Origin of the sequence: Arthrobacter pascens (genome assembly GCF_030816475.1) — a bacterium.
Lineage (GTDB): Bacteria > Actinomycetota > Actinomycetes > Actinomycetales > Micrococcaceae > Arthrobacter > Arthrobacter pascens_B.
In genome coordinates this window covers 2,980,829-3,000,347 of record NZ_JAUSXF010000001.1, presented here as the reverse complement: position 1 = coordinate 3,000,347, position 19,519 = coordinate 2,980,829, and the positions used below count along the sequence as shown (strand labels likewise).

At 65.6% G+C, this 19,519-nt stretch carries 14 protein-coding genes; 6 read left to right on the top strand and 8 right to left on the bottom strand.

Translation table 11 applies throughout. The features are described 5' to 3' along the window. Window positions 1–16 precede the first annotated feature (16 nt). The 4 genes from QFZ40_RS13715 to sufU all read left to right on the top strand — a co-directional run bounded on the left by QFZ40_RS13715 (window position 17) and on the right by sufU (window position 7,932). Window positions 17–2,755 (top strand): helix-turn-helix transcriptional regulator, encoded by a 2,739-nt coding sequence (locus QFZ40_RS13715; RefSeq protein ID WP_306905031.1) that lies wholly within the window; start codon window positions 17–19, stop codon window positions 2,753–2,755. After that, window positions 2,742–5,498: a LuxR C-terminal-related transcriptional regulator gene (locus tag QFZ40_RS13710; RefSeq protein WP_444861240.1), complete on the top strand. Its 2,757-nt coding sequence runs from the start codon at window positions 2,742–2,744 to the stop codon at window positions 5,496–5,498. Before QFZ40_RS13715 ends, QFZ40_RS13710 begins: the two co-directional genes overlap by 14 nt. A gap of 633 nt (window positions 5,499–6,131) precedes the next feature. Next, the gene (locus QFZ40_RS13705) at window positions 6,132–7,457 is read left to right on the top strand and encodes a SufS family cysteine desulfurase (protein WP_306905027.1); all 1,326 of its coding nucleotides are present in this window, start codon (window positions 6,132–6,134) and stop codon (window positions 7,455–7,457) included. Window positions 7,458–7,482: 25 nt separating this feature from the next. Continuing rightward, entirely contained in the window at window positions 7,483–7,932 is a 450-nt protein-coding gene (gene sufU / locus QFZ40_RS13700; RefSeq protein ID WP_306905025.1) for a Fe-S cluster assembly sulfur transfer protein SufU, read from the top strand. A 103-nt stretch (window positions 7,933–8,035) separates the two neighbouring features. On the opposite strand, the gene nhaA is transcribed toward sufU, so the two are convergent. The 3 genes from nhaA to QFZ40_RS13685 all read right to left on the bottom strand — a co-directional run bounded on the left by nhaA (window position 8,036) and on the right by QFZ40_RS13685 (window position 10,143). Beyond that, entirely contained in the window at window positions 8,036–9,349 is a 1,314-nt protein-coding gene (gene nhaA / locus QFZ40_RS13695) for a Na+/H+ antiporter NhaA (RefSeq protein ID WP_306905023.1), read from the bottom strand. A 71-nt stretch (window positions 9,350–9,420) separates the two neighbouring features. Then, window positions 9,421–9,642 (bottom strand): SCO4848 family membrane protein, encoded by a 222-nt coding sequence (locus tag QFZ40_RS13690; RefSeq protein ID WP_306905022.1) that lies wholly within the window; start codon window positions 9,640–9,642, stop codon window positions 9,421–9,423. A 3-nt stretch (window positions 9,643–9,645) separates the two neighbouring features. Then, window positions 9,646–10,143 carry a DUF2505 domain-containing protein gene (locus tag QFZ40_RS13685; RefSeq protein ID WP_306905020.1) on the bottom strand — a complete coding sequence of 166 codons (498 nt, stop codon included), beginning with the start codon at window positions 10,141–10,143 and terminating at the stop codon, window positions 9,646–9,648. 224 nt (window positions 10,144–10,367) lie between these two features. Between QFZ40_RS13685 and mfd the strand changes: the two genes are divergently transcribed. Continuing rightward, entirely contained in the window at window positions 10,368–14,024 is a 3,657-nt protein-coding gene (gene mfd, locus QFZ40_RS13680; protein ID WP_306905018.1) for a transcription-repair coupling factor, read from the top strand. A gap of 4 nt (window positions 14,025–14,028) precedes the next feature. Continuing rightward, window positions 14,029–14,850 (top strand): metal-dependent hydrolase, encoded by an 822-nt coding sequence (locus QFZ40_RS13675; RefSeq protein ID WP_306905017.1) that lies wholly within the window; start codon window positions 14,029–14,031, stop codon window positions 14,848–14,850. Between the two features lie 126 nt (window positions 14,851–14,976). On the opposite strand, the gene QFZ40_RS13670 is transcribed toward QFZ40_RS13675, so the two are convergent. The 5 genes from QFZ40_RS13670 to cobA all read right to left on the bottom strand — a co-directional run bounded on the left by QFZ40_RS13670 (window position 14,977) and on the right by cobA (window position 19,518). After that, on the bottom strand, window positions 14,977–15,222 hold the full coding sequence (locus QFZ40_RS13670; RefSeq protein ID WP_306905015.1) for a hypothetical protein: 246 nt from the start codon (window positions 15,220–15,222) through the stop codon (window positions 14,977–14,979). A gap of 51 nt (window positions 15,223–15,273) precedes the next feature. Then, window positions 15,274–15,999 carry a deoxyribose-phosphate aldolase gene (gene deoC / locus QFZ40_RS13665; protein ID WP_306905013.1) on the bottom strand — a complete coding sequence of 242 codons (726 nt, stop codon included), beginning with the start codon at window positions 15,997–15,999 and terminating at the stop codon, window positions 15,274–15,276. Between the two features lie 228 nt (window positions 16,000–16,227). Next, window positions 16,228–17,085: an FAD-dependent oxidoreductase gene (locus QFZ40_RS13660; protein WP_306905012.1), complete on the bottom strand. Its 858-nt coding sequence runs from the start codon at window positions 17,083–17,085 to the stop codon at window positions 16,228–16,230. A 229-nt stretch (window positions 17,086–17,314) separates the two neighbouring features. After that, window positions 17,315–18,469: a uroporphyrinogen-III synthase gene (locus QFZ40_RS13655; RefSeq protein WP_306905010.1), complete on the bottom strand. Its 1,155-nt coding sequence runs from the start codon at window positions 18,467–18,469 to the stop codon at window positions 17,315–17,317. 14 nt (window positions 18,470–18,483) lie between these two features. Further along, window positions 18,484–19,518, bottom strand: a complete 1,035-nt coding sequence (gene cobA, locus QFZ40_RS13650) for a uroporphyrinogen-III C-methyltransferase (protein WP_306905009.1) — start codon at window positions 19,516–19,518, stop codon at window positions 18,484–18,486. Between the last annotated feature and the right edge of the window lies 1 nt (window position 19,519).

The window sequence follows — 19,519 nt, the reverse complement described above, 5'->3', positions numbered from 1 at the left end:
TCTAGGGGATAAGTTCATGTCAATCGAGCCACTCAGCTGGGGACGTGGGTCAATGCTCAATACTGTTGAGTCAAACACGGACACCGCTGGCACGTCAGAGCTTCAGCGTTGGTCTGTGCCTGCCCGAAGCGCCAACCTCGAAGCCGTCCGCATAGCTCTTACCAGCAAGGAATCCCTCGGTGTCGTCATCACCGGCAGCCGTGGCGTCGGCAAGTCATCCCTGGCCCGGACCGCCGTTTCTGAACTTGGCCCCGACGTCTGGAGCTTGCAGCTGCGCGGGGGACCCGCCGCCGAGAAAACCCCTTACGGGTGCCTCGCCTTCCTGCTGGCGCGGCTTCCGCAGGCATATATGGGTTCCCCTACTGCGATTCTTCGCGGCATCACGTCCCTGATTAAGAGCGATGCCGCCGGACGTCAGTGCATCATCACCCTTGACACCGCCGGAAGCATCGACGATATGAGTGCCGGCGTGCTCCTGAACGTCCTGCTCACCGGCACAGCGCGCATCGTTGCGGTGGCACCCAAGAGCAGTGACCTGCCCGCGGATTTCCACTGGCTCCTGACGGACCGCCGGCTGACCGAGGTCAGGCTGGACAACCTGAACGAGCTCCAGACCCGCCAGGTACTTCTGTCCCTGCTCGGGCACCGCGTCTCCGCCTCCCTCGTCAGCGCCTACCACAGCATCGTGGGCGGAAATCCGCTGTTGCTGAAGGCGCTCGTGACCGAACAGCAGCAATCCGGGAACCTGGTGCTCGCGGATTCGGTGTGGACCCTCCGCGACAAGGTGGTGCTCGACGGCGCGGCCAGCCTCGACGATATCGTCCGGTCCCGCTGGGCGAGGAAGACCCCGGAGACCCGGGAAGTCATTGAGATGCTGTCCTGCGCCAGGAGCGTGGAGCTCTCGAGGCTCACCACTCTTTACGGTGCGGGGATCGTGGCAGACATGGAGGACGCCGGTCTCCTCGACATTGACGGTTCTGACAGCCGGTGGGTATCGCTCCGGGAAAAGTACGTTGGAGACGTGGTCCGCTCCTGGCTAAGCATCGCCAGGCGGCGGGAGCTTCGGAACCTGCTGCTGGGCGGTGTGGAGCCGGATCCCTCGGCCATGACGGTGGACGAACTGATGGCCTTCGCTGCCTGGACGCATGAGTGCGAAGCTGAGCTGAGCCCTGACATGGCTTTGGCCGCAGCCGAGGCCGCGGTCCAGCTCTTTGACCCGCATCTCGCCCTCACCTATGCCGAGGCGCTCAAAAGAGATGACCCCCAGTGGGTGCCCGCCCAGCGGCAGAAGGCGGCTGCCTACCTGCTGCTTGACCTTCCCATCCAGGCGATGGCAGCCCTTGACGACATCTCCAGGCCGCAGCTGGACAGCCTGAGTGCGAAAGAATACGCCCATGTCGTAGCTGCCAAGTCACAGGTGATGGTGTGGCTGCCGGAGCACACCGAACGGGTCCCCGGCCTGCTTGAGGAAGCAAGGAGAAGGCTCGGAGTTGAACAAGGCTTGGCTGACAGCTGGCCTGACCCGCTCGCTGCCGCCGCGAATCGCATCAGCCTGAGCGAGTTCGAGTATAAGGCTTTCGTCGGCGACTTCTCCTCCATGATTCCAGCTCTCGAAGCGGCCGCGAATCCCGCCCGGAACGCGGACACCTGGTTCCGGATGAACTCTTCCGTGATTCTGATGACCGCCCTTTCCCTGACCGGACGTGAGATGGACGCGCTGCGCCTGATGCGGCAGCTGGGAGGCCAAATCTCTGACGCCGCCCACATCGTGGGTCTGCGCGAGCGGTTTGCTGCCGAGGCCTACCTCGTTCTGCTGATGGCAGGACAATGGCGCCGCTGCATCGACCTCCTGGATCCGCCCGGCACCCGGGAAGCGCACCGGCTTCCATACCGCAGCGCCGCGGCTGAGCTGTCAGCAGGAATTGCCTACGTCTACTCGGGCCGTGGTGCGGCCGCCCTGGATTCCCTGTTGTCCGCAGCGGCGCAATTGGAGCTCCGGCCGGCCCACAGCTCACTTCATGCCGCCTATGCCGCCATTGCGCTGGCCTATGCGCAGATCGGCAACGCCGGACAGGCCCGCAAGTATCTGGAGAAGCTCCGGAGGCCCGCCGGACCCTGCAGCTTCCCGACCCGCAGCATCATTGAATTCTGCGCGGACATGGCCGGCCGCTGGCTGGGTGAAGCCGACTCCGCGGCCCGCCTGAAAGAGTCTGCCCGGCAGAATATCGCGGCCGGGAGGTACACCCTGGCCGGGATCAGCCTGCTCGGGGCCACCGTCAACGGAACCGAGGCCGACTTCCGGCTGATGGAGGACGTGGCCGGTCACCGTCAGGGCCCGCTCGCGGAAATCTCGCGCCTGATCGCTGTGGGCAGCAGGAGCAAGGACGCCAAGACACTCCTGGCCGGCGGGGAGCTGGCCGCGACGCTGGAACTGGATGCGGTGGAGGCCAGGTGCATGGCGTTGGCAGTGGACTACGCCCGCCAGGCCGGAGACTCCGTATCTGCCAGGACAGCGCAGGCCCGGCTTGATGTTCTTGCTGCCACTGTGGCCAGTTTGCCGATCGTGCCCAGCAGCGGCAGTCCCCTCCTGACCAGCAGGGAGCGCCAGATCGCACGGCTTGCGGGCAGGGGCTCATCAAACCGGGACATCGCGTTGGAGATGGGCGTCTCGGTCCGGACCGTCGAAGGCCATCTGTACCAGGTCTTCACCAAGCTCGGGGTAACTTCCAGGGGTGATCTGACTGGACTCGTCTAACGGCCACAGCCCGAAACTAGGACCGGCATCCCGGCTGCTTACAGGACGGCGGGAGCCGCTGGACCGGACCTGTAACATCATCCGCAGCCGCACCAGCCAGGCCGTCTTCCTGATGGCCGGGCCCGGCGTCGGGAAGTCCGCGCTGGCCGAAGCCATTAGCGAGCGACTTTCACCGGAAATGATCATCGTCCAGATGCACGGAAGCTCCTCCTTGTCGGGGGTCCCTTTTGGTGTCCTGGCCCCCTACACGGCTGAGCTGTCTGCGGAGGACTCGGTTTCCCCGGTAGCAGTCCTGAGGTCCGTGTGGACCTACTTCGAGAAGCTCAAGGCCGGCAAGGACACTCCACTGCTGCTGATGGTGGATGACGCACACCACCTTGATGAAGCAACGGCGAGCATCGTGGCGGACATGATTTCGGCCGGTTGGGTCAGCTTGGTCGCGGCCGGAAGGCCGCGTCCCGGGCTGCCGCAACCGCTGGCCCAGCTCTGGTACGACGGCCTGGCGGACCGGGTGGATCTCCGGCCGCTGAACCGGGAACAGATCGAGGAAGTGCTCTCCCACATTCTTGATGGAACAATTCCGTCCGGCACCGTTGATACTATCTGGAGCGCTTCCGGCGGCAATCCCCGGATCCTGGACGCGCTGCTCCATGACGCAGCCGAGCGGGGAGTCCTGGTCAAACGGAACGGCATCTGGGTGCTGCTGGGACCGTTGCCCTCCGACGGCGCAAGGCTCACGGGCGTTGTCACGAAGGACCTGCTCAGGCGCCGCACCGAGGAACAGGATGCCCTGAAACTGATTGCCCTGGCCGAACCAGTGACCCGCAAAGTTATCGAGGACATCAGCGGAGCCGACGTCGTCCGGTCCCTTCTGGACCAGCAGATGATCGTTGAGAGCTCCGGCCACCCCGCCGAGCTCCGGATGTGGAACACCCTGATCGGCGAGGCGCTGAGGAAGAATGTGTCCGTCTCACGCAGCCTCCAGCTTCTGGAAAAGATCCGCGGCCAGGGCGAGGCAGCGCATGTAACTGCCGAAGGCCGTCTGAGGGCTGTGGAATGGGCGCTCGAATGCGGGCAGCGTGTGCACGACGCCGACCTGCTCGAAGGAGCCCGCGCCGCCGTAGTCCGGTTCCGCAACACGGTCGCCAGGACGATGGCCGCCAGGGTGCACGATCCCGACCTGGCACCGCACGCCCGGGCAATCCAGGCACGGGCCCTGTTCAACCAGGGCGACTACGAGAAAGCGGCCACCATCCTGGACGGAGCCTGGCTGCAGCTGAAGGACACGCCTGACGCTGCCCAGGCTCTGATGCTCAGGGCCTCGTCTCATCAGGCCCTCGGCAAATCGCTCGGAGCTCTCGCGGCGGAATCGCGGGAGCTCCTTCTCCGGGCCGGGCTCATCACCCAGGCTCAGAGCACAGTGCAGACTCAGAGCCCAGTCCAGGCACAGGGTCCAGCTTCCGACGGGACTGACAGCCGTCCTGCCGGGGCGGAATCCAGGGCCTGGCAGGACCGGATGCTTTACCTGCTGGAACTGGGAGCAGCGGGTGACCATGCAGCTCTCGGAACTGAAGTCCAGGACCTGAGAAACCCCAACCCTGGAGGACCCGCAGACGACGCCCTGCGCGCCGTCGGCATGGCCTTGCTGTCTCACACACTGTCGGCTGCCGGCCGGTCCGTCCAGGGGCTTGATGCCGCGCTTCTGGCAGCCTCCGAACTTCCCCTGCTCCGGGACGGGTTGTTCTTCTTCAACGAATTCGTGCTGGGCAGGCTTGTGACCGGCTACCTGTCCATGGGGGAGTGGGAGTCCGCCGAACGGGAGCTGGCCAACTACACCGCCGAGCAGGCGCAGGCAGCGGCCACGTTCGGCGGCAGCGTCCAGATCCTGCGCGGCTACTCACTGCTGCGACAGGGCCGGATCGAGCGCGCCTACCAGATGCTCCTCCCGGCGGTGGAAGCGCTCAGGCTCAACGACCCCCAGCAGCTTTTCCGCTTCGGTTCGGCCCTGGGCTTCTACGTTGCGGCGAGGCTCGGAGACTCCGCCCAGGCCAAACGACTGGAACAGGATTACAAGGACTCCAGTCACGGACCGTCCTACGAACTGCTGGCAGCGGCCTACGCCGCGGCGGCCTCGGAGTACCTTGCGCGGGATGGAAAAGGCCTGGCGTCGCTCCACACCCTGGCCACTACCCCTGAAGTATCGGCCAGGGCTGGAACGCTGCTTGAATTCCTGTCCATCTGTTGGGACCTGGGGGATCACTCGGTCATCTCCCTCGTGCATTCCCTGGCGAAGGACGTGGAGGGCCGGTGGGCGACGGCCATGCAGACACTGGCCAGGAACTGGGAGTCAGAGGACGCCGATGACCTGATGATTTCGGCTGCCGACCTGGAAGCTTCCGGATTCGTCAACCTGGCCAGGGAGGCCTACGCCAAGGCAAGCACGCTGCTCGAGCAGGCCGGCGAACGCCGGCGCTCAAGGCAGGCAGTGGCATTGCGGGAGAAATGCGACCATGAATTGGGTGAACGCTTCCGTGAGGGGCACTTCATTGCCGCCGCACCTGCTGTCCACCTGACCCGCCGTGAACAGGACATCGTGGAACTGGCACTGCAGGGACTGACCGACCGCGAAATCGCCCAGCGGCTGATGGTCTCCGTGCGTACCGTGGAAGGCCACCTTTACCGAACCTACGTCAAGCTCGGCGTGCGGAGCCGCGACGAGCTCTCCACCGCGCTGCCGAAGTAGGGCTGCCTGAAGAAGCGCTGGCGAAGTAGGGCGTCCAAGTAAGCTTCCGCAACCCCTGGACCCCCGTCCAAAGCCCCTCACTCGACGCTGCCCGGCGGGGCAGTCCAGGCTGCTGGTACCCCTGCTTTACCGCGAATTCGGCGGAGGGCACAGAGGAAGTGCGGCCGCTGCCCCCGCTGCTGTCCACAGCACCGCCAAGGTCCTGCCTGCCGTCCGGCGCAAGGGCCTGCAGGTACCCCCAAGTGGTGGCAGCCCGAATGCGCGTATGGGGAGTAGTACCCCCGTAGTGCCTAGGCATCAAAGACGAGTACCGCCTACTCGTGTACGCGCCCGCCGCACGGGCTTTACTAGGAGAGTGCAGAAGGAAGCGGCGAGGGTGAGGCCGCAGACCGAAGCCAACGGAACATAACAGGCCTCTTCGCATTCAAACTTCCGGTCCGCCAGGGCCGGGTAAAGACGGGGCCGGCGACGTCAGAGTCTTCTGAGACCGAGGCTCTCCCCCCAGCCGTCGCCGGCCCTCAGCTCCGACGGCTGAAGCCCGGAGCGGCTGTGGCGGCTCCCTCCGGGGACGCCGCCACAGCCGTGCTGTGGGACAATTGAGTGTCAATCCATTGGCATCTCAAGGAGTTAGCTTTGGCTGTAGTATCAACGCCTGCCACCCTGAAACGCGCATTGCCGGCCATGGATAACGCTGAAGTCCTGCGGATCCGGAATGACTTTCCGGTACTGGACCAGCTCGTGAACGGGCGCCCCCTGGTCTACCTCGACTCCGGCGCCACATCGCAGAACCCGCTCAGTGTGATCGAGGCCGAGCAGGAGTTCTACGAGCAGCGGAACGCGGCCGTGCACCGCGGTGCACACTACCTCGCCGTGGAAGCCACGGAGGCGTTCGAAGATGCCCGGCAGACGGTGGCGGACTTTATCGGGGCGGACTATGCCGAGACCGTATGGACATCCAACGCCACAGAAGGCCTGAACCTCATCAGCTACTCCTTGTCCAACGCGGGTCTATGGGCCGCGCAGGGGCGGGGCGATGCCCGGCTGAAGGACCTGGCAGTCGGCCCGGGTGACCAGATTGTCGTCACTGAAATGGAGCACCATGCCAACCTGATTCCCTGGCAGGAGCTCGCTTTCCGGACCGGCGCCACACTTCGCTACATCCCCGTTGACGATGCCGGCGCCCTGCGGATGGACGCCGCCGCTGACATCCTGGGCAAGCGGACAAAAGTACTGGCTTTTACCCATGCATCCAATGTGCTGGGAACCATCAACCCGGTGCAGGAACTCGTGGCACTGGGCCGGAACGCCGGCGCGCTCGTCGTGCTCGACGCCTGCCAGTCCGCTCCGCATCTTCCGCTCGCCGTCAACGAACTGGACGTGGACTTCGCCGTCTTCTCCGGCCACAAAATGCTGGCCCCCACCGGCATCGGCGTGCTGTACGGGAAGCAGGAGTTTCTGGACATCCTCCCGCCGTTCCTCACCGGCGGTTCCATGATCACCACGGTGACCATGGAGCGGGCCGAGTACCTGCCCGCGCCGCAGCGCTTTGAGGCCGGCACCCAGCGCATCTCCCAGGCAGTTGCCCTGGCCGCGGCTGCCAACTACCTCACCGAGACCGGCCTTGACCGCGTGCATCGCTGGGAATCGCAGCTCGGGCAACGGATGGTGGCCGGGCTGGAGGGCATTCCCGGGATCCGTGTCCTGGGGCCCGCGGCGGGGCTGGACAGGATCGGGCTGGCGGCGTTCGACGTCGACGGGGTGCACGCCCACGACGTCGGCCAATTCCTGGATGCGCAGGGCATCGCCGTCCGGGTGGGGCACCATTGCGCCCAGCCGTTGCACCGGCGCCTGGGTCTCACGGCGACAACACGGGCGAGCGCCTACCTCTACAACACCACCGACGACGTTGATGTGTTCCTGGACGCCGTTGCTGGAGTCCGAAGCTACTTCCGCGTATAGCACCGGGACCATCGAAAGTAAGAACATGAGCCTTGACCAGCTTTATCAGCAGATCATCCTTGACCATGCCAAAGCCCGTCACGGCAGCGGGCTGTCCGAAACAGCAGCCCCGGAAGGCGCCTCGACGGGCCAGTCGCACCAACTCAATCCCGTGTGCGGCGACGAAGTCACTGTCCGCGTGGCGGTGGAAGGGGACAAGGTGGCGCAGGTCTCGTGGGACGGGGCGGGCTGCTCGATTTCCATGGCCTCGGCTTCTGTCCTGAGCGAGATGGCCGAGGGGATGTCAGTCACCGAACTGCACTCTGTGATCCGGAGCTTCCGGGAGGTCCTGCGCTCCCGCGGGAAGATCCAGGCGGATCCGGAAATCCTGGGCGATGCGGCGGCTTTTGAGGGAGTGGCCCGTTATGCTGCCCGGGTTAAGTGCGCCATGATCTCCTGGGTTGCAGCCGAGGACGCCTTGAACCAGACAGCATAAGTCGGAACCAGACGGCATAAAAGGCCTGGGCGGCCCTGGGACTATGTGGAACCGGTGCAGCATGATGGCAGGCGCGTCATCACGTGCCCGGGGACGAGCGGGGTCAGGACTTGTGCTCGAAGAGGTCCGGAACGCCGTCGCCGTCAGCGTCCCTCCGTTCGGCTTCCCGTACGGTGCGGTAATGCCGGTTGCGCAGGCGGAGCACAACGGTAGCCAGCAGGGCCGCCAGCAGTGAGCCAGAGAGTATAGCCACCTTCGCGTGGTCGTTGTGGGCCGAATTTGAACTGAAGCTCAGCTCGGAGATGAGCAGCGAGACGGTGAAGCCCACGCCGGCCAGCAGGGCAAGGCCGGCAACGTCCACCCAGGCGAGGTCCTCGTCCAGTTTTGCCTTGGTTGTTTTGGTCAGGACGAAGGTTGTCCCGAACACGCCGATTGTCTTCCCTGCCACCAGGGCAGCCACAATGCCAAGCGCCACGGGGTCTGCCAACGCAGACTGGAAGCCCTGGAGTCCGCCGATGGCCACGCCGGCCGAAAAGAAGGCGAAAACCGGAACGGCGAATCCCGCCGAGAGCGGGCGTAGCCTGTGTTCCAGGGATTCGGCCATGCCGGCCGCCGTTTCTCCGCGTTTCCGCGAGACCAGCACCGGCACAGCGAAGCCGAGCAGCACGCCGGCAACGGTGGCGTGGATTCCGGAGGCATGGACCAAGGCCCAGGTAGCCGCCGCCAGGGGGAGCAGCAGGTACCAGCTGCTGATCCGTTTCTGGACCAGCAGAGTGAACAGGCCCAGCGGTATCAGAGCCGCCAGCAGCAGGAGTGGCTGAAGCCCGGACGAGTAGAAGAACGCGATTATGCCGATGGCGAGCAGGTCATCCACTACGGCCAGCGTCAGCAGGAAGGTCCGGAGTGCGGCCGGGAGGTGGGTGTTGATGACGGCCAGTACCGCCAAGGCAAAGGCGATGTCCGTGGCTGTCGGGATCGCCCACCCGCGCAGGCTCTCCGCCCCCTGGCCGAGGTTGAAAAGGATATAGATGATGGCCGGAACCGCTACGCCGCCTACCGCCGCAGCCACCGGAACCACGGCCTTGGAAAATGTGCGCAGCTCGCCCGCGACAAACTCGCGTTTGAGTTCCAGGCCGGCGATGAAGAAGAAGATGGCCAGCAGTCCGTCAGAGGCCCAGTGGCCCAGCGACAGGCTCAGGTGCCACGGCTCATACCCCAGCTTCACGTCCCGGAGGCTGAAGTACGATTCCGCGGCCGGTGAGTTGGCCCAGATCAGCGCGGCCACGGTAGCCACGAGGAGCAGGGCCCCGCCGACCGTCTCGAGCCGCAGGATCTGGGAGATCCGCAGGTACTCCGGGTAACTGGATCGGCTGAGGACCTTGACGGCGAGGAAGGGGCGGGCAGGGCGGTTGGCCATGAAGGCTCCTGGACATTAGGGGGTCGACAAATACATTGCCGACCAGACTTCCCGGCGCACCTGTTTTCAGTCTAGCCGAGCATGGCCATTACGCCGATGACAGCCGTGGCAGCTCCCAGTACCATGGAGACGCCCACCAGAACGACATGCACCGTGAGGAATCTCGTAGCCGCTCCCGCCGAGTCCCGGGCCCTGGGGTCCTTCATGACGCGGCGCAGGAACTGCGGCCAGACCACGAGGGACCAGGCTCCGGCGATGACCAGGATCAAGGCGGCGTGTACCGGGAGCTGCATGTCCTAGTGGCTCTCGAGCCAGGCCTGGGCCTGCTGGGACTGGATGTTCAGTGCCTTGGCCACCATGGGTTCCGCTGCCTCGGCGATCTTGCCGCCCAGGAACGGCACCGACGAGGTCACGTTGCCCTCCAGCTCAATCCGGGTGCTTCCGTTTTCCGCCACCAGGCGCTGGACAGCCGTCACGTCGAGAGGGGCACCCGAGATCTTGAGGGTGATGTTGCTCTGGCGTGATCCGTCGGCAGAAGGGGCATCCCAGTTCTCTACCTGCGTAACGGTGAGCTTTTCGCCCACAAACTTGCGTGCAATCTCCGGTAGGCGGGTGGTGGGAAGGGTCCGGACGGAGGTGGTGGTGAAAGCTCCGGCAGTGTCTCCGGACACCGCGAAGGACTCCAGCGTTCCACCAACGTATTCACTCGTGTGACGCTGGAAATCCTCGTTCGCGAAGACAGCTGCCACGCTGCCGACGGCGTGGGGAAGGGTAGTGGTTGCACTCAGTGCCATGGATCCTCCAGTGATTCGGGGTCAGAACGCTTTTTGCTCCCCACATCCTACGGGGACGCCGGCGCCTTGTTGGAACCGGCTTTAGCAGTCCCGTCATCTGCCGGCGGCGCAACCGTCCCCTCCGCAACGACGGCAAGGGTAGGCTGGACACACCTGGAATTCTTTGCGGATTTCGGGTTTTCGTGTTGCCTGCGACCCCCATGAACACCACAGGAGCTACTGCCATGAGCCTCAACGGCCAGTCCCAGCACGGTCCGTCCCTTGATGGCCTGCGCCGCGTCCTTGCCGGCGACGTGACGTTCGCCCGCGTCCAGGCCGAGGCAGCCAGGGGTTTTGCCGTCCGCGGGCAGGACTACCAGATCAGCGCGCCCGCGGGGCTCCGCGCCGTGCTCCTGGCGGAAATGGCAGAGGGCCTGAAGCCCGACGGCGGAACACCGGCAGTGGTCCTGGCCGTCACCGCCACGGGACGCGAAGCGGAAGACCTGACAGCAGCCCTCCGCGCCTACCTGCCCGCCGACTCGGTGGCGGAATTCCCCAGCTGGGAAACCCTCCCGCACGAGCGGCTCTCGCCCCGTTCGGACACGGTGGGCCGGCGGCTGTCCGTCCTGCGCCGGCTGGCTCATCCGGAAAGTTCGACGTCGGGCCCGCTGCGGGTGGTGGTTGCGCCCGTACGCGCTGTGGTCCAGCCGATTGTAGCCGGCCTCGGGGACCTGGTTCCCGTCACGTTGAAGGTAGGCCAGGAGGTCTCCTTCTCGGACGTGGTCCGGAGCCTGGCCGACGCAGCGTACGCCCGTGTGGACATGGTCACCCATCGTGGCGAGTTTGCCGTCCGCGGCGGTATCCTCGACATCTTCCCGCCCACTGAAGACCACCCTGTCAGGGTGGATTTCTTTGGCGACGAGGTGGACCAGATGCGCTGGTTCGCCGTGGCCGACCAGCGCTCGCTGTCCGCGCCGGGCGTCCACCATCCCACCGAACTGCACGCGCCGCCGTGCCGCGAAATCCTGATCACGCCGTCGGTCATGTCCCGCGCTGCCACGCTGAAGGCACAGCTGCCCGCCGCGGCGGACATGCTGGAAAAGATCGCCGGCGGCATTGCCGTGGAAGGGATGGAATCGCTGGCTCCGGTGCTGGTGGACTCGATGGTCCCGTTCGTGGAGCAGCTCCCGGCGGGGTCGATTTCCGTGGTGATCGAACCCGAAAAAGTCCGTACCCGCGCACACGACCTTGCCGCCACCAACGAGGAATTCCTGGAAGCGGCCTGGTCTACCGCCTCGGATGGAGGCACTGCGCCCCTGGATTTGAGTTCCCAGGCCTCCGCCGCCCTCCACTCGGCCAGCTTCCGCTCGCTGACTGAGACGCGGAGTTCCTCACTTGCGCATGAAGTTTCCTGGTGGTCCATTACCTCGCTGGCCCAGGACGAGGAGTTACTCCCGGAGGCTGACGTCCTGAACCTCCATGCCCGCGAACCCCGCGGCTACCAGGGCGACGTGGCTGAAATGATGGACTTCATCGGCTCGCACGTGCGGGACCAGTGGCGCATCGTGATAGCCACCGAAGGCCCCGGGCCCGCGCAGCGGCTGGCGGAACTGTTCCACGACGCCGACATTCCCTGCGCGCGGGTGGACACCCTTGAGCATGAACCGCAGGCGGGCATCATCGAGATCACCACCGCCGCCGTCGGACGCGGTTTTGTCCTGGACAGCCTCAAACTGGGGCTGCTGACCGAAGCTGACCTGCTCGGCAGGACCTCCGCCGGGTCCACCAAGGACATGCGACGGATGCCGTCCAAGCGGCGGAACGCCGTGGACCCGCTGCAGCTCATTGCGGGCGACCACGTGGTGCATGAGCAGCACGGCATCGGCCGGTTCGTCGAACTGATCCAGCGCAAGGTTGCCGGTGGCGGAGACGGTGTCCGCGAATACCTGGTCCTGGAGTATGCGCCGTCCAAGCGGGGAGCGCCGGGCGACAGGCTTTTTGTCCCTACCGACCAGCTGGACCAGGTGACCCGGTACGTGGGCGGTGATACGCCGGGGCTGAGCAAAATGGGCGGCTCCGACTGGGCCAGCACCAAATCCAAGGCACGCAAGGCCGTCAAGGAGATCGCCGGTGAACTGATCCGGCTGTACTCGGCCCGGATGGCATCCAGGGGATTCGCGTTCGGGCCGGACACGCCGTGGCAGCGTGAACTGGAGGAGGCCTTCCCGTATGTGGAAACGCCGGACCAGCTGACCACCATCAACGAGGTGAAGGCCGATATGGAGCGGGAAATCCCCATGGACCGCCTGGTCTCCGGTGACGTCGGTTATGGAAAGACCGAGATTGCCGTGCGGGCCGCATTCAAGGCCGTGCAGGACGGAAAGCAGGTGGCGGTCCTCGTGCCCACCACCCTGCTGGCTCAGCAGCACTATGAGACGTTCACGGAGCGTTTCTCCGGGTTCCCGCTCCGGGTGAAGCCGCTCTCCCGGTTCCAGGGCACGAAGGAAACCAAGGAGACCGTGGAAGGGGTGAAGAACGGTTCCGTTGATGTGGTGATCGGCACGCACCGGCTGCTGTCCAAGGACTTTGAGTTCAAGGACCTCGGCCTGGTGATCGTGGACGAGGAGCAGCGCTTCGGGGTGGAGCACAAGGAGGCGCTTAAGAAGATGCGCACCAACGTGGACGTCCTCGCCATGAGCGCAACGCCGATTCCCCGGACCCTGGAGATGTCGCTGACCGGCATCCGCGAGACCTCCACACTGGCCACGCCGCCGGAGGAACGGCATCCTGTGCTCACCTACGTCGGGCCGTACACGGACAAGCAGACCTCAGCGGCGATCCGCCGTGAACTGATGCGTGAAGGACAGGTCTTCTTCGTCCATAACAGGGTTTCCACCATTGAGCGGACCGCGGCCAAGATCCGTGAGCTGGTCCCTGAGGCACGGGTGGAAGTGGCCCACGGGCAGATGTCCGAAAGCCGGCTGGAGCAGATCATCGTGGACTTCTGGGAGAAGCGCTTTGATGTGCTGGTGTGCACCACCATCATCGAAACCGGGCTGGATATCTCCAATGCGAACACTTTGATCGTGGACGGCGCGGATAAATACGGGCTGTCCCAGCTCCACCAGCTCCGCGGACGGGTGGGCCGCGGCCGGGAGCGCGCCTATGCCTACTTCCTGTACCCCTCCGAAAAGCCCTTGGGCGAGGTGGCACTGGAGCGGCTCAAGGCCGTGGCCACCCACAACGAGCTCGGTGCCGGCATGCAGCTGGCAATGAAGGACCTCGAAATCCGCGGCGCGGGAAACCTGCTGGGAGGCGAGCAGTCGGGCCACATCCAGGGCGTCGGCTTCGACCTGTACATCCGGCTGGTGGGTGAGGCCGTGGCGGATTATCGTGGCGAAGCCGAGGAAAAGGCCGCCGAAATGAAGATCGAGCTACCCGTGAACGCCCACCTGCCCCACGATTACGTGCCGGGGGAGCGTCTGCGCCTGGAGGCCTACCGCAAGCTCGCCTCCGCCCTGACCCACGAAGGAATCGACGAGGTCCTGGCCGAGCTGGTGGACCGCTACGGCGAGCCTCCCCTCCCGGCACAGAACCTGATCTCTGTGGCACGGTTCCGGGTCGACGCCCGGGAGGCAGGCCTGTCCGACGTCGCACTGCAGGGAAACTTCATCAAGTTCTCTCCCGCGCAGCTCCCGGAATCCAAGCTCATGCGCCTGGCACGCATGTACCCCGGCGCCCAGTCCAAGCCCGCCCTCGATGCAGTGCTGATCCCCAAACCCAAGACCGCGAAAATAGGCGGCCGGGACCTGCAGGACGCCGAAATCCTGGAGTGGGCCCACGGGGTCATCCGCAACATCTTCACTGACGCACCAGTTGCCGTCGCCCCCTCGGTGAATTGAGGTGATGGGAGGACACCACGCCGCGTCGGGAGCCGCGGCGTGGGTAGCCGTTGCGTCGACGGGGCCCTACGCCCTGGGCTGGTACCCATTGGACGCCACCGGCATCCTGATCGGCGGGATGGCCACGGCCGGAACGGCCCTGGTGTGCGACTGGGACCATCGTGCCAGCACGGTTGCGCATTCTTTGCCCCCGCTGTCCAACGCCATAGCGGTGGGCATCGAGAACGCGAGCGGAGGGCACCGGCAGGGAACCCACTCAGTGCTGGGGGCGGCCTTTTTTGTGCTGCTCGCCATGATGGCAGGACAGTTCCAGCTCCATACGGACTGGGGCCTGCTCTCCGTGGGTGCGGGCCTGCTGTGCATGTTCATGATCAACATTGCGGCCAAGGCGCTGAAGCTGTTTCCCAAGTCTGGTTTCCTCAGCAACTGGATCTTCGCCCTGACCATGGCCGGACTGGTCACCTGGTTCGCCCCGGATCAGTGGACCTGGCTTCCGGTCTCCATGCTGACCGGAGTGGCGGTTCACATCGTCGGGGACATGATCACTACCGGCGGAGTGCCCCTGCTGTGGCCACTGGTGATCAAGCCGCCGAAGTTCCTGCGGAAACTGCCAGTGTTCAATGACGTGTGGAAAGCCAACGGTGCGTTCTCCCTGCCGCTGCTGGGAAGGGCCGGCTCCCGGCGCGAGTGGCTGGTGCTGATTCCTGTCAGTGCCTACGCCATGGTGGGCATGGCTGTGGCTGCGTGGGCGCTGGCGAAGGCGCTTTTTCCGTCCGCCCTTGCGCTCGGCAGCACCTTGGTCAGCAGCCTGCTCGGCCGGGTCTGAACCGGAAGCCGCACCGGCACACCGATTTATCGGATTTGTCGCGTTATCGGACTTAAAGGTCTGAGGCCCCGGGACTAACCGGGGCCTCAGACCTTTGGCTTTTGCTTTTGTTCCTGCTGCTCGTTCCTAGTGCTCGCCGGCCGAATCGGAGCGGCCAAGAATGGTCTGCGGGATCCAGAAGGCGAGGGCGAAGAGAATCAGGCAGGCCGCCATTGGCCACGGGTTGCCCAAGGTGAGGAAGGAGAGCGAGTAGATGGCGCCAAGGAACAGTGCCATCATGACGACAAACAGGACGATGCTCGTCACGAGACTGTTCTCGTTCTCCGGGGTCTGCACGCGGGTTGCGCCGGTCGTGGTGGTCTTGCTGGACATTCGTTCCTCCTCGGCCCCGGGGGGCTCAAACTGTGGCGGCCCGGGCTGCTGTCAGTAGGCGGATGAACCCTGTTCACCCTTGACAATGGCAATCCCGGAGCTGGCACCAATACGTGTTGCACCTGCAGCAATCATAGCTTGAGCGTCCGCCAGGGACCGGACACCGCCGGAGGCCTTGACCCCGAGGCCGGAGCCTACGGTCCGGCGCATGAGCGCCACGTCCTCGACAGTCGCGCCGCCCCCGTTGAATCCGGTGGAGGTTTTGACGAAGTCGGCGCCGGCTTCCACCGCCGCCTCGCAGGCGAGGACTTTCCCGGCCTCATCAAGGAGCGCCGTTTCGATAATGACCTTTAGGATGGCTCCGCCCGCGTGGACGGCTTCCGCCACTGCCGAGATGTCCTCCACAAGGGCCCCTTTGTCCCCGGCCCGGGCAGCAGCGATATTAATGACCATGTCGATCTCATCTGCGCCGTCCAGCACGGCGCCGCGGGCCTCGAAGGCCTTCACGTCGGTGGGCGTCGCACCCAGTGGGAAGCCGACCACGGAACACGCCAGTACGCCCGTTCCCTTGAGCGCCGTGTGAACCGTCTTGACCCAGATGGGGTTCACGCACACCGACTTGAAGTGGTACTCGGCAGCTTCTGCGCAGACCTTGAGGATCTCCGACTCGCTGGCTTCCGGCTTCAGCAGAGTGTGGTCAATGAAGGAAGCGATGTTCCCGGGCACGGGGTGGGTCCGGACGGCAGGCTGCATGGCGGGAGTGGCTTCGTTGCTCATGATGTTCCTCTCCAGGGGCCTTGTGGGCCCGGCACGCGTCCTGACTCGGTTCGGGAACCATCTTGTCACAACGCGCAGTCCGCCAAAACTCCGAGGACTAACGGCAACGCGGGCCCACGCCTGCAGGGTTCCCTGGCCGAGCTGGCGAGGCTAGGGTGCGGCAACGCGGGGTCACTTACGGCCCAATCCGAACGGATTATTGGGCCGTAAGTGACCCCGCGTTGCTTGTCAGGCGGCAACCTGCGCCGGCTGCCGGGCCGGGGCTGCAGTCATCAGCTGGGTGGCGCAGGCACCGGCAGCGGAGGCCGCTGCCACCAGCAGTCCCAGCCGGACGCCGTCGAAGGCTGCTGCATCCCCGATGGCCCAGATACCCGGGACTGAGGTCCGGAAGTCCTGCCCAATTTCGATGCCGCCGTTGGGCGCTGTCCGCAGGCTGGCGCTTGCCGCAAGTCCGTCACGTGAAACCCGTTCCTCCGCCAGCACCACCAGATCCCCGTTCATGCTGCTACCGTCCTCAAAGACGACGCCGGACGCTGCCAGGCCTGATCCGGAAATAGACGGGACTACCGTGGCGGGCCGGACGGTGGTGCGGATCGGCCGGACGCCGCGGGCACGGAGCACTGCTTCTGCCTGCCCGGCGGCCGCGCCCGTGCCCACCAGGATCCCGAGGGGACGCCGCCCAAGTTTCCTGGTGACTTCCCTGACCGCTTCCCCGATCCGGGTGGCGTCGTCGATGGTGGAGTAGCTCAGGCACCGGCCTGCCCCCTCGACGGGGGCCGCCACCGGCGCTGAGCCGGTGGCAATCACGAGCTGGTCGTAGCTGAATTCCATGCCATCCGCCGTGGCGACGCTTCGGCTTTCGGCGTCGATGAAGCTCGCCGGCTGGCCGAACCGGACCGACACGCAGGGCAAACCGGCCAGTTCCAGGAGTTCCTCCGAGGCGTCGTCCCTGTTGCTCAGGACCGTGATGCTTCCCCTGAAGCGTGCCAGCTCCAGCTGCCTGACAAGTGCCTGCGCGGCCGGGCCGGCGCCGGCGATGACGATGCGGGTAGCAGGGGAGGGAATAGAGGGTGCCGGAGCGGACATGTGCTGGCCCTTTCGCTGGCGGCCGTGTAGTGCACGGGCCGGGAAGTTCTTGATGAACCCCAGCGTAGGCCTCCGCTTTTTCCGTGGTGTTTCCCGCCTGTTGCCGTCATTACGGCCCTTGTTCGCCAACGTTTACCGTCCGGTAACAGATCCCGTGACCTGTATCTCATCCGAACGGCAAACGTCACACACGGGCGTGCGAGGCTGGCCCGTTGCGATAGGAATACAGCTAGACGCGGATCCGGTAACCCCTTTTAACCACCGTCTCCACCAGGCGGCCGTCCGGCAGCGAGGAACGGAGCCGGCTGACAGTCATGTCCAGCGCATGGACCGAACCCCTGAGCTCCAGCAGGTCGGAGAGGGACTCGCGGGAAAGTACGGCCCCGCCAGCACCGAGCAAGGCACGCAGCAGCAACAGCGGCGCGGGCGCCAGCTCCACCGGCTGGCCGTCGATCCTCAGGCTGCGGCCCCGCAGCTCGATGTTGCCGGACCTGGTGTCCAGGCGGCGGACGTGGTTGAGGGCAAGGTGCTCGCAGACGAGCCGGATCAGCGCGCCCATCCGGAACCGCTCCGGGATCAGTGGCGTCACACCGGCATCGAGCAGCGGCTGCGCGGTGACGGGACCTACCACGGCGGTGGTGACAGTGGTCTTGAGGCTCTCGATCAGCTGCTTGTAGACGCCCATTTCGTGCGCGGTACTCCACATGGCGTCCACGGCGGGAGCGCTCGTGAAGGTGAGCACATCCAGGTTGCCGCTGCATGCCGCCTCGATGAGCCGGGGCAGCCGGTCCTCGCCGTCGGGCTTCACCCAACGGTAGGGGGTAACCGTGAGGACGGTGGCACCGGACATCCTGAGGCGCTCCAGCTGGCGGACGTCCGTGTAGCCGTGCAGCTGCACGGCCACGGTCTTGCCGCGGACGCCTTCGGCGAGCAGCATGTCCACCAGCGTCGCGGTGGTTTCGTCGCTGCTGATTCCGACGTCGGCAAGGCCCGCCGCGCGGACGGCACCACGGGCTTTGGGCCCGCGGACAAACATCCGGCAGGCGCCAAGGGTCTCCAGCAGTTCCTCGCCGATGCCGAATGAATCGGCAGCCTCGCACCAGCGGCGCATGCCGTAGGCAGTTGTGGCGATGCAGAGGTCCGGGCGGGCGGCGATGATTGCCCTGGTGTCCTCAATCAGGCGGATGTCCTCCTGCACGGGGGCGATCTTCAGCGCAGGGGCGTGCAGGACCTCCGCCCCGCGGCGTTCCAGGGCCTCGATAAGGTCCCGGGAGCGCCGGTGCGAGGTGACTCCGATGCGGAAACCTTCCAGCGGAGAGTCTGATGCCTCCTGCCCCGGCGCCTCTTCGAGCTGCGGCGGTTCAGCCGGTGCAAGTGCATTCATGGGTGTCAATCCTTTCACGAACCCAGCAGCGAGGCCGCCAGCCTGTCCAGGTCGGCGGCGGCCTCAGCATGCCCGCGGTTGGCCTCAGCCACCCGAACCACCTCGCCAATGACCAGGACAGCGGGGTTGCTGCAGCCGGCGGCGGCGGAGGCGATGGTGCCCAGGTCAGCGATGGTGGTGCGCTGCCCGGGCCGGTAGCCACGTTCAACGACAGCCATCGGCATGTCCGCACGCATTCCAGCCCGGCGCAGGCCGGATGCCAGATGGTGCAGGGTGCCGATGCCCATGAGGACAACGATCGTGCCGCCGAGCCCCGCCAGGTGGCCGAGCTCCTTCTCGGTCAGCGGGGCGTGCCCGGAGACCACGGTGAACATGTGGCTGACTTCACGGTGCGTTACGGGGATCCCGGCAGCCGCCGGGACGGAGATGGCACTGGTTACGCCGGATATCACCCGGACTGGCACGCCGGCAGCGACGCAGGAGGCAACTTCCTCGCCGCCGCGGCCGAAGACGTACGGGTCTCCGCCCTTGAGCCGGACCACGTTGTTTCCGGCAAGGGCGCTCTGGACCATGAGCTTTTCGATGTCGCCCTGGCTGACCTTGTGGTGGCCGGGCTTCTTGCCCACATCCACAAGTTCGGCCGAGGTCAGGGACGGCAGTTCCTGGCAGGGAGCCAGCCGGTCGAAGAATACGACGTCGGCATCGCGCAGCGCGTTGACGGCCGCCACGGTCAGCAGTTCTGTGGTGCCCGGGCCGCCGCCGACGAGGGTGACGTGGCCAACGGGGCCGGCTGCCGGCTCGTTGGCAACAGGAATGCCGGTTTCACGGCACCGCTCCAGCAGGGCCTCCCAGCCGGGCTGGCCGTCGTCGACCGCTGCCACCAGGAAGGGGCGCTCGGGCAACGGGCCGTCATGCGCGGCACCCTTCGGAGTGCTGAGTCGAAAGACGACGGCACCGGCGGCAGTGTAGCGCCGGACCGCCTGGCGGGCGGCATGGTCCGAGCCCGTGACCAGGACTTCGCGGCCGGTGAGATCAATGCTGAGCTGCATG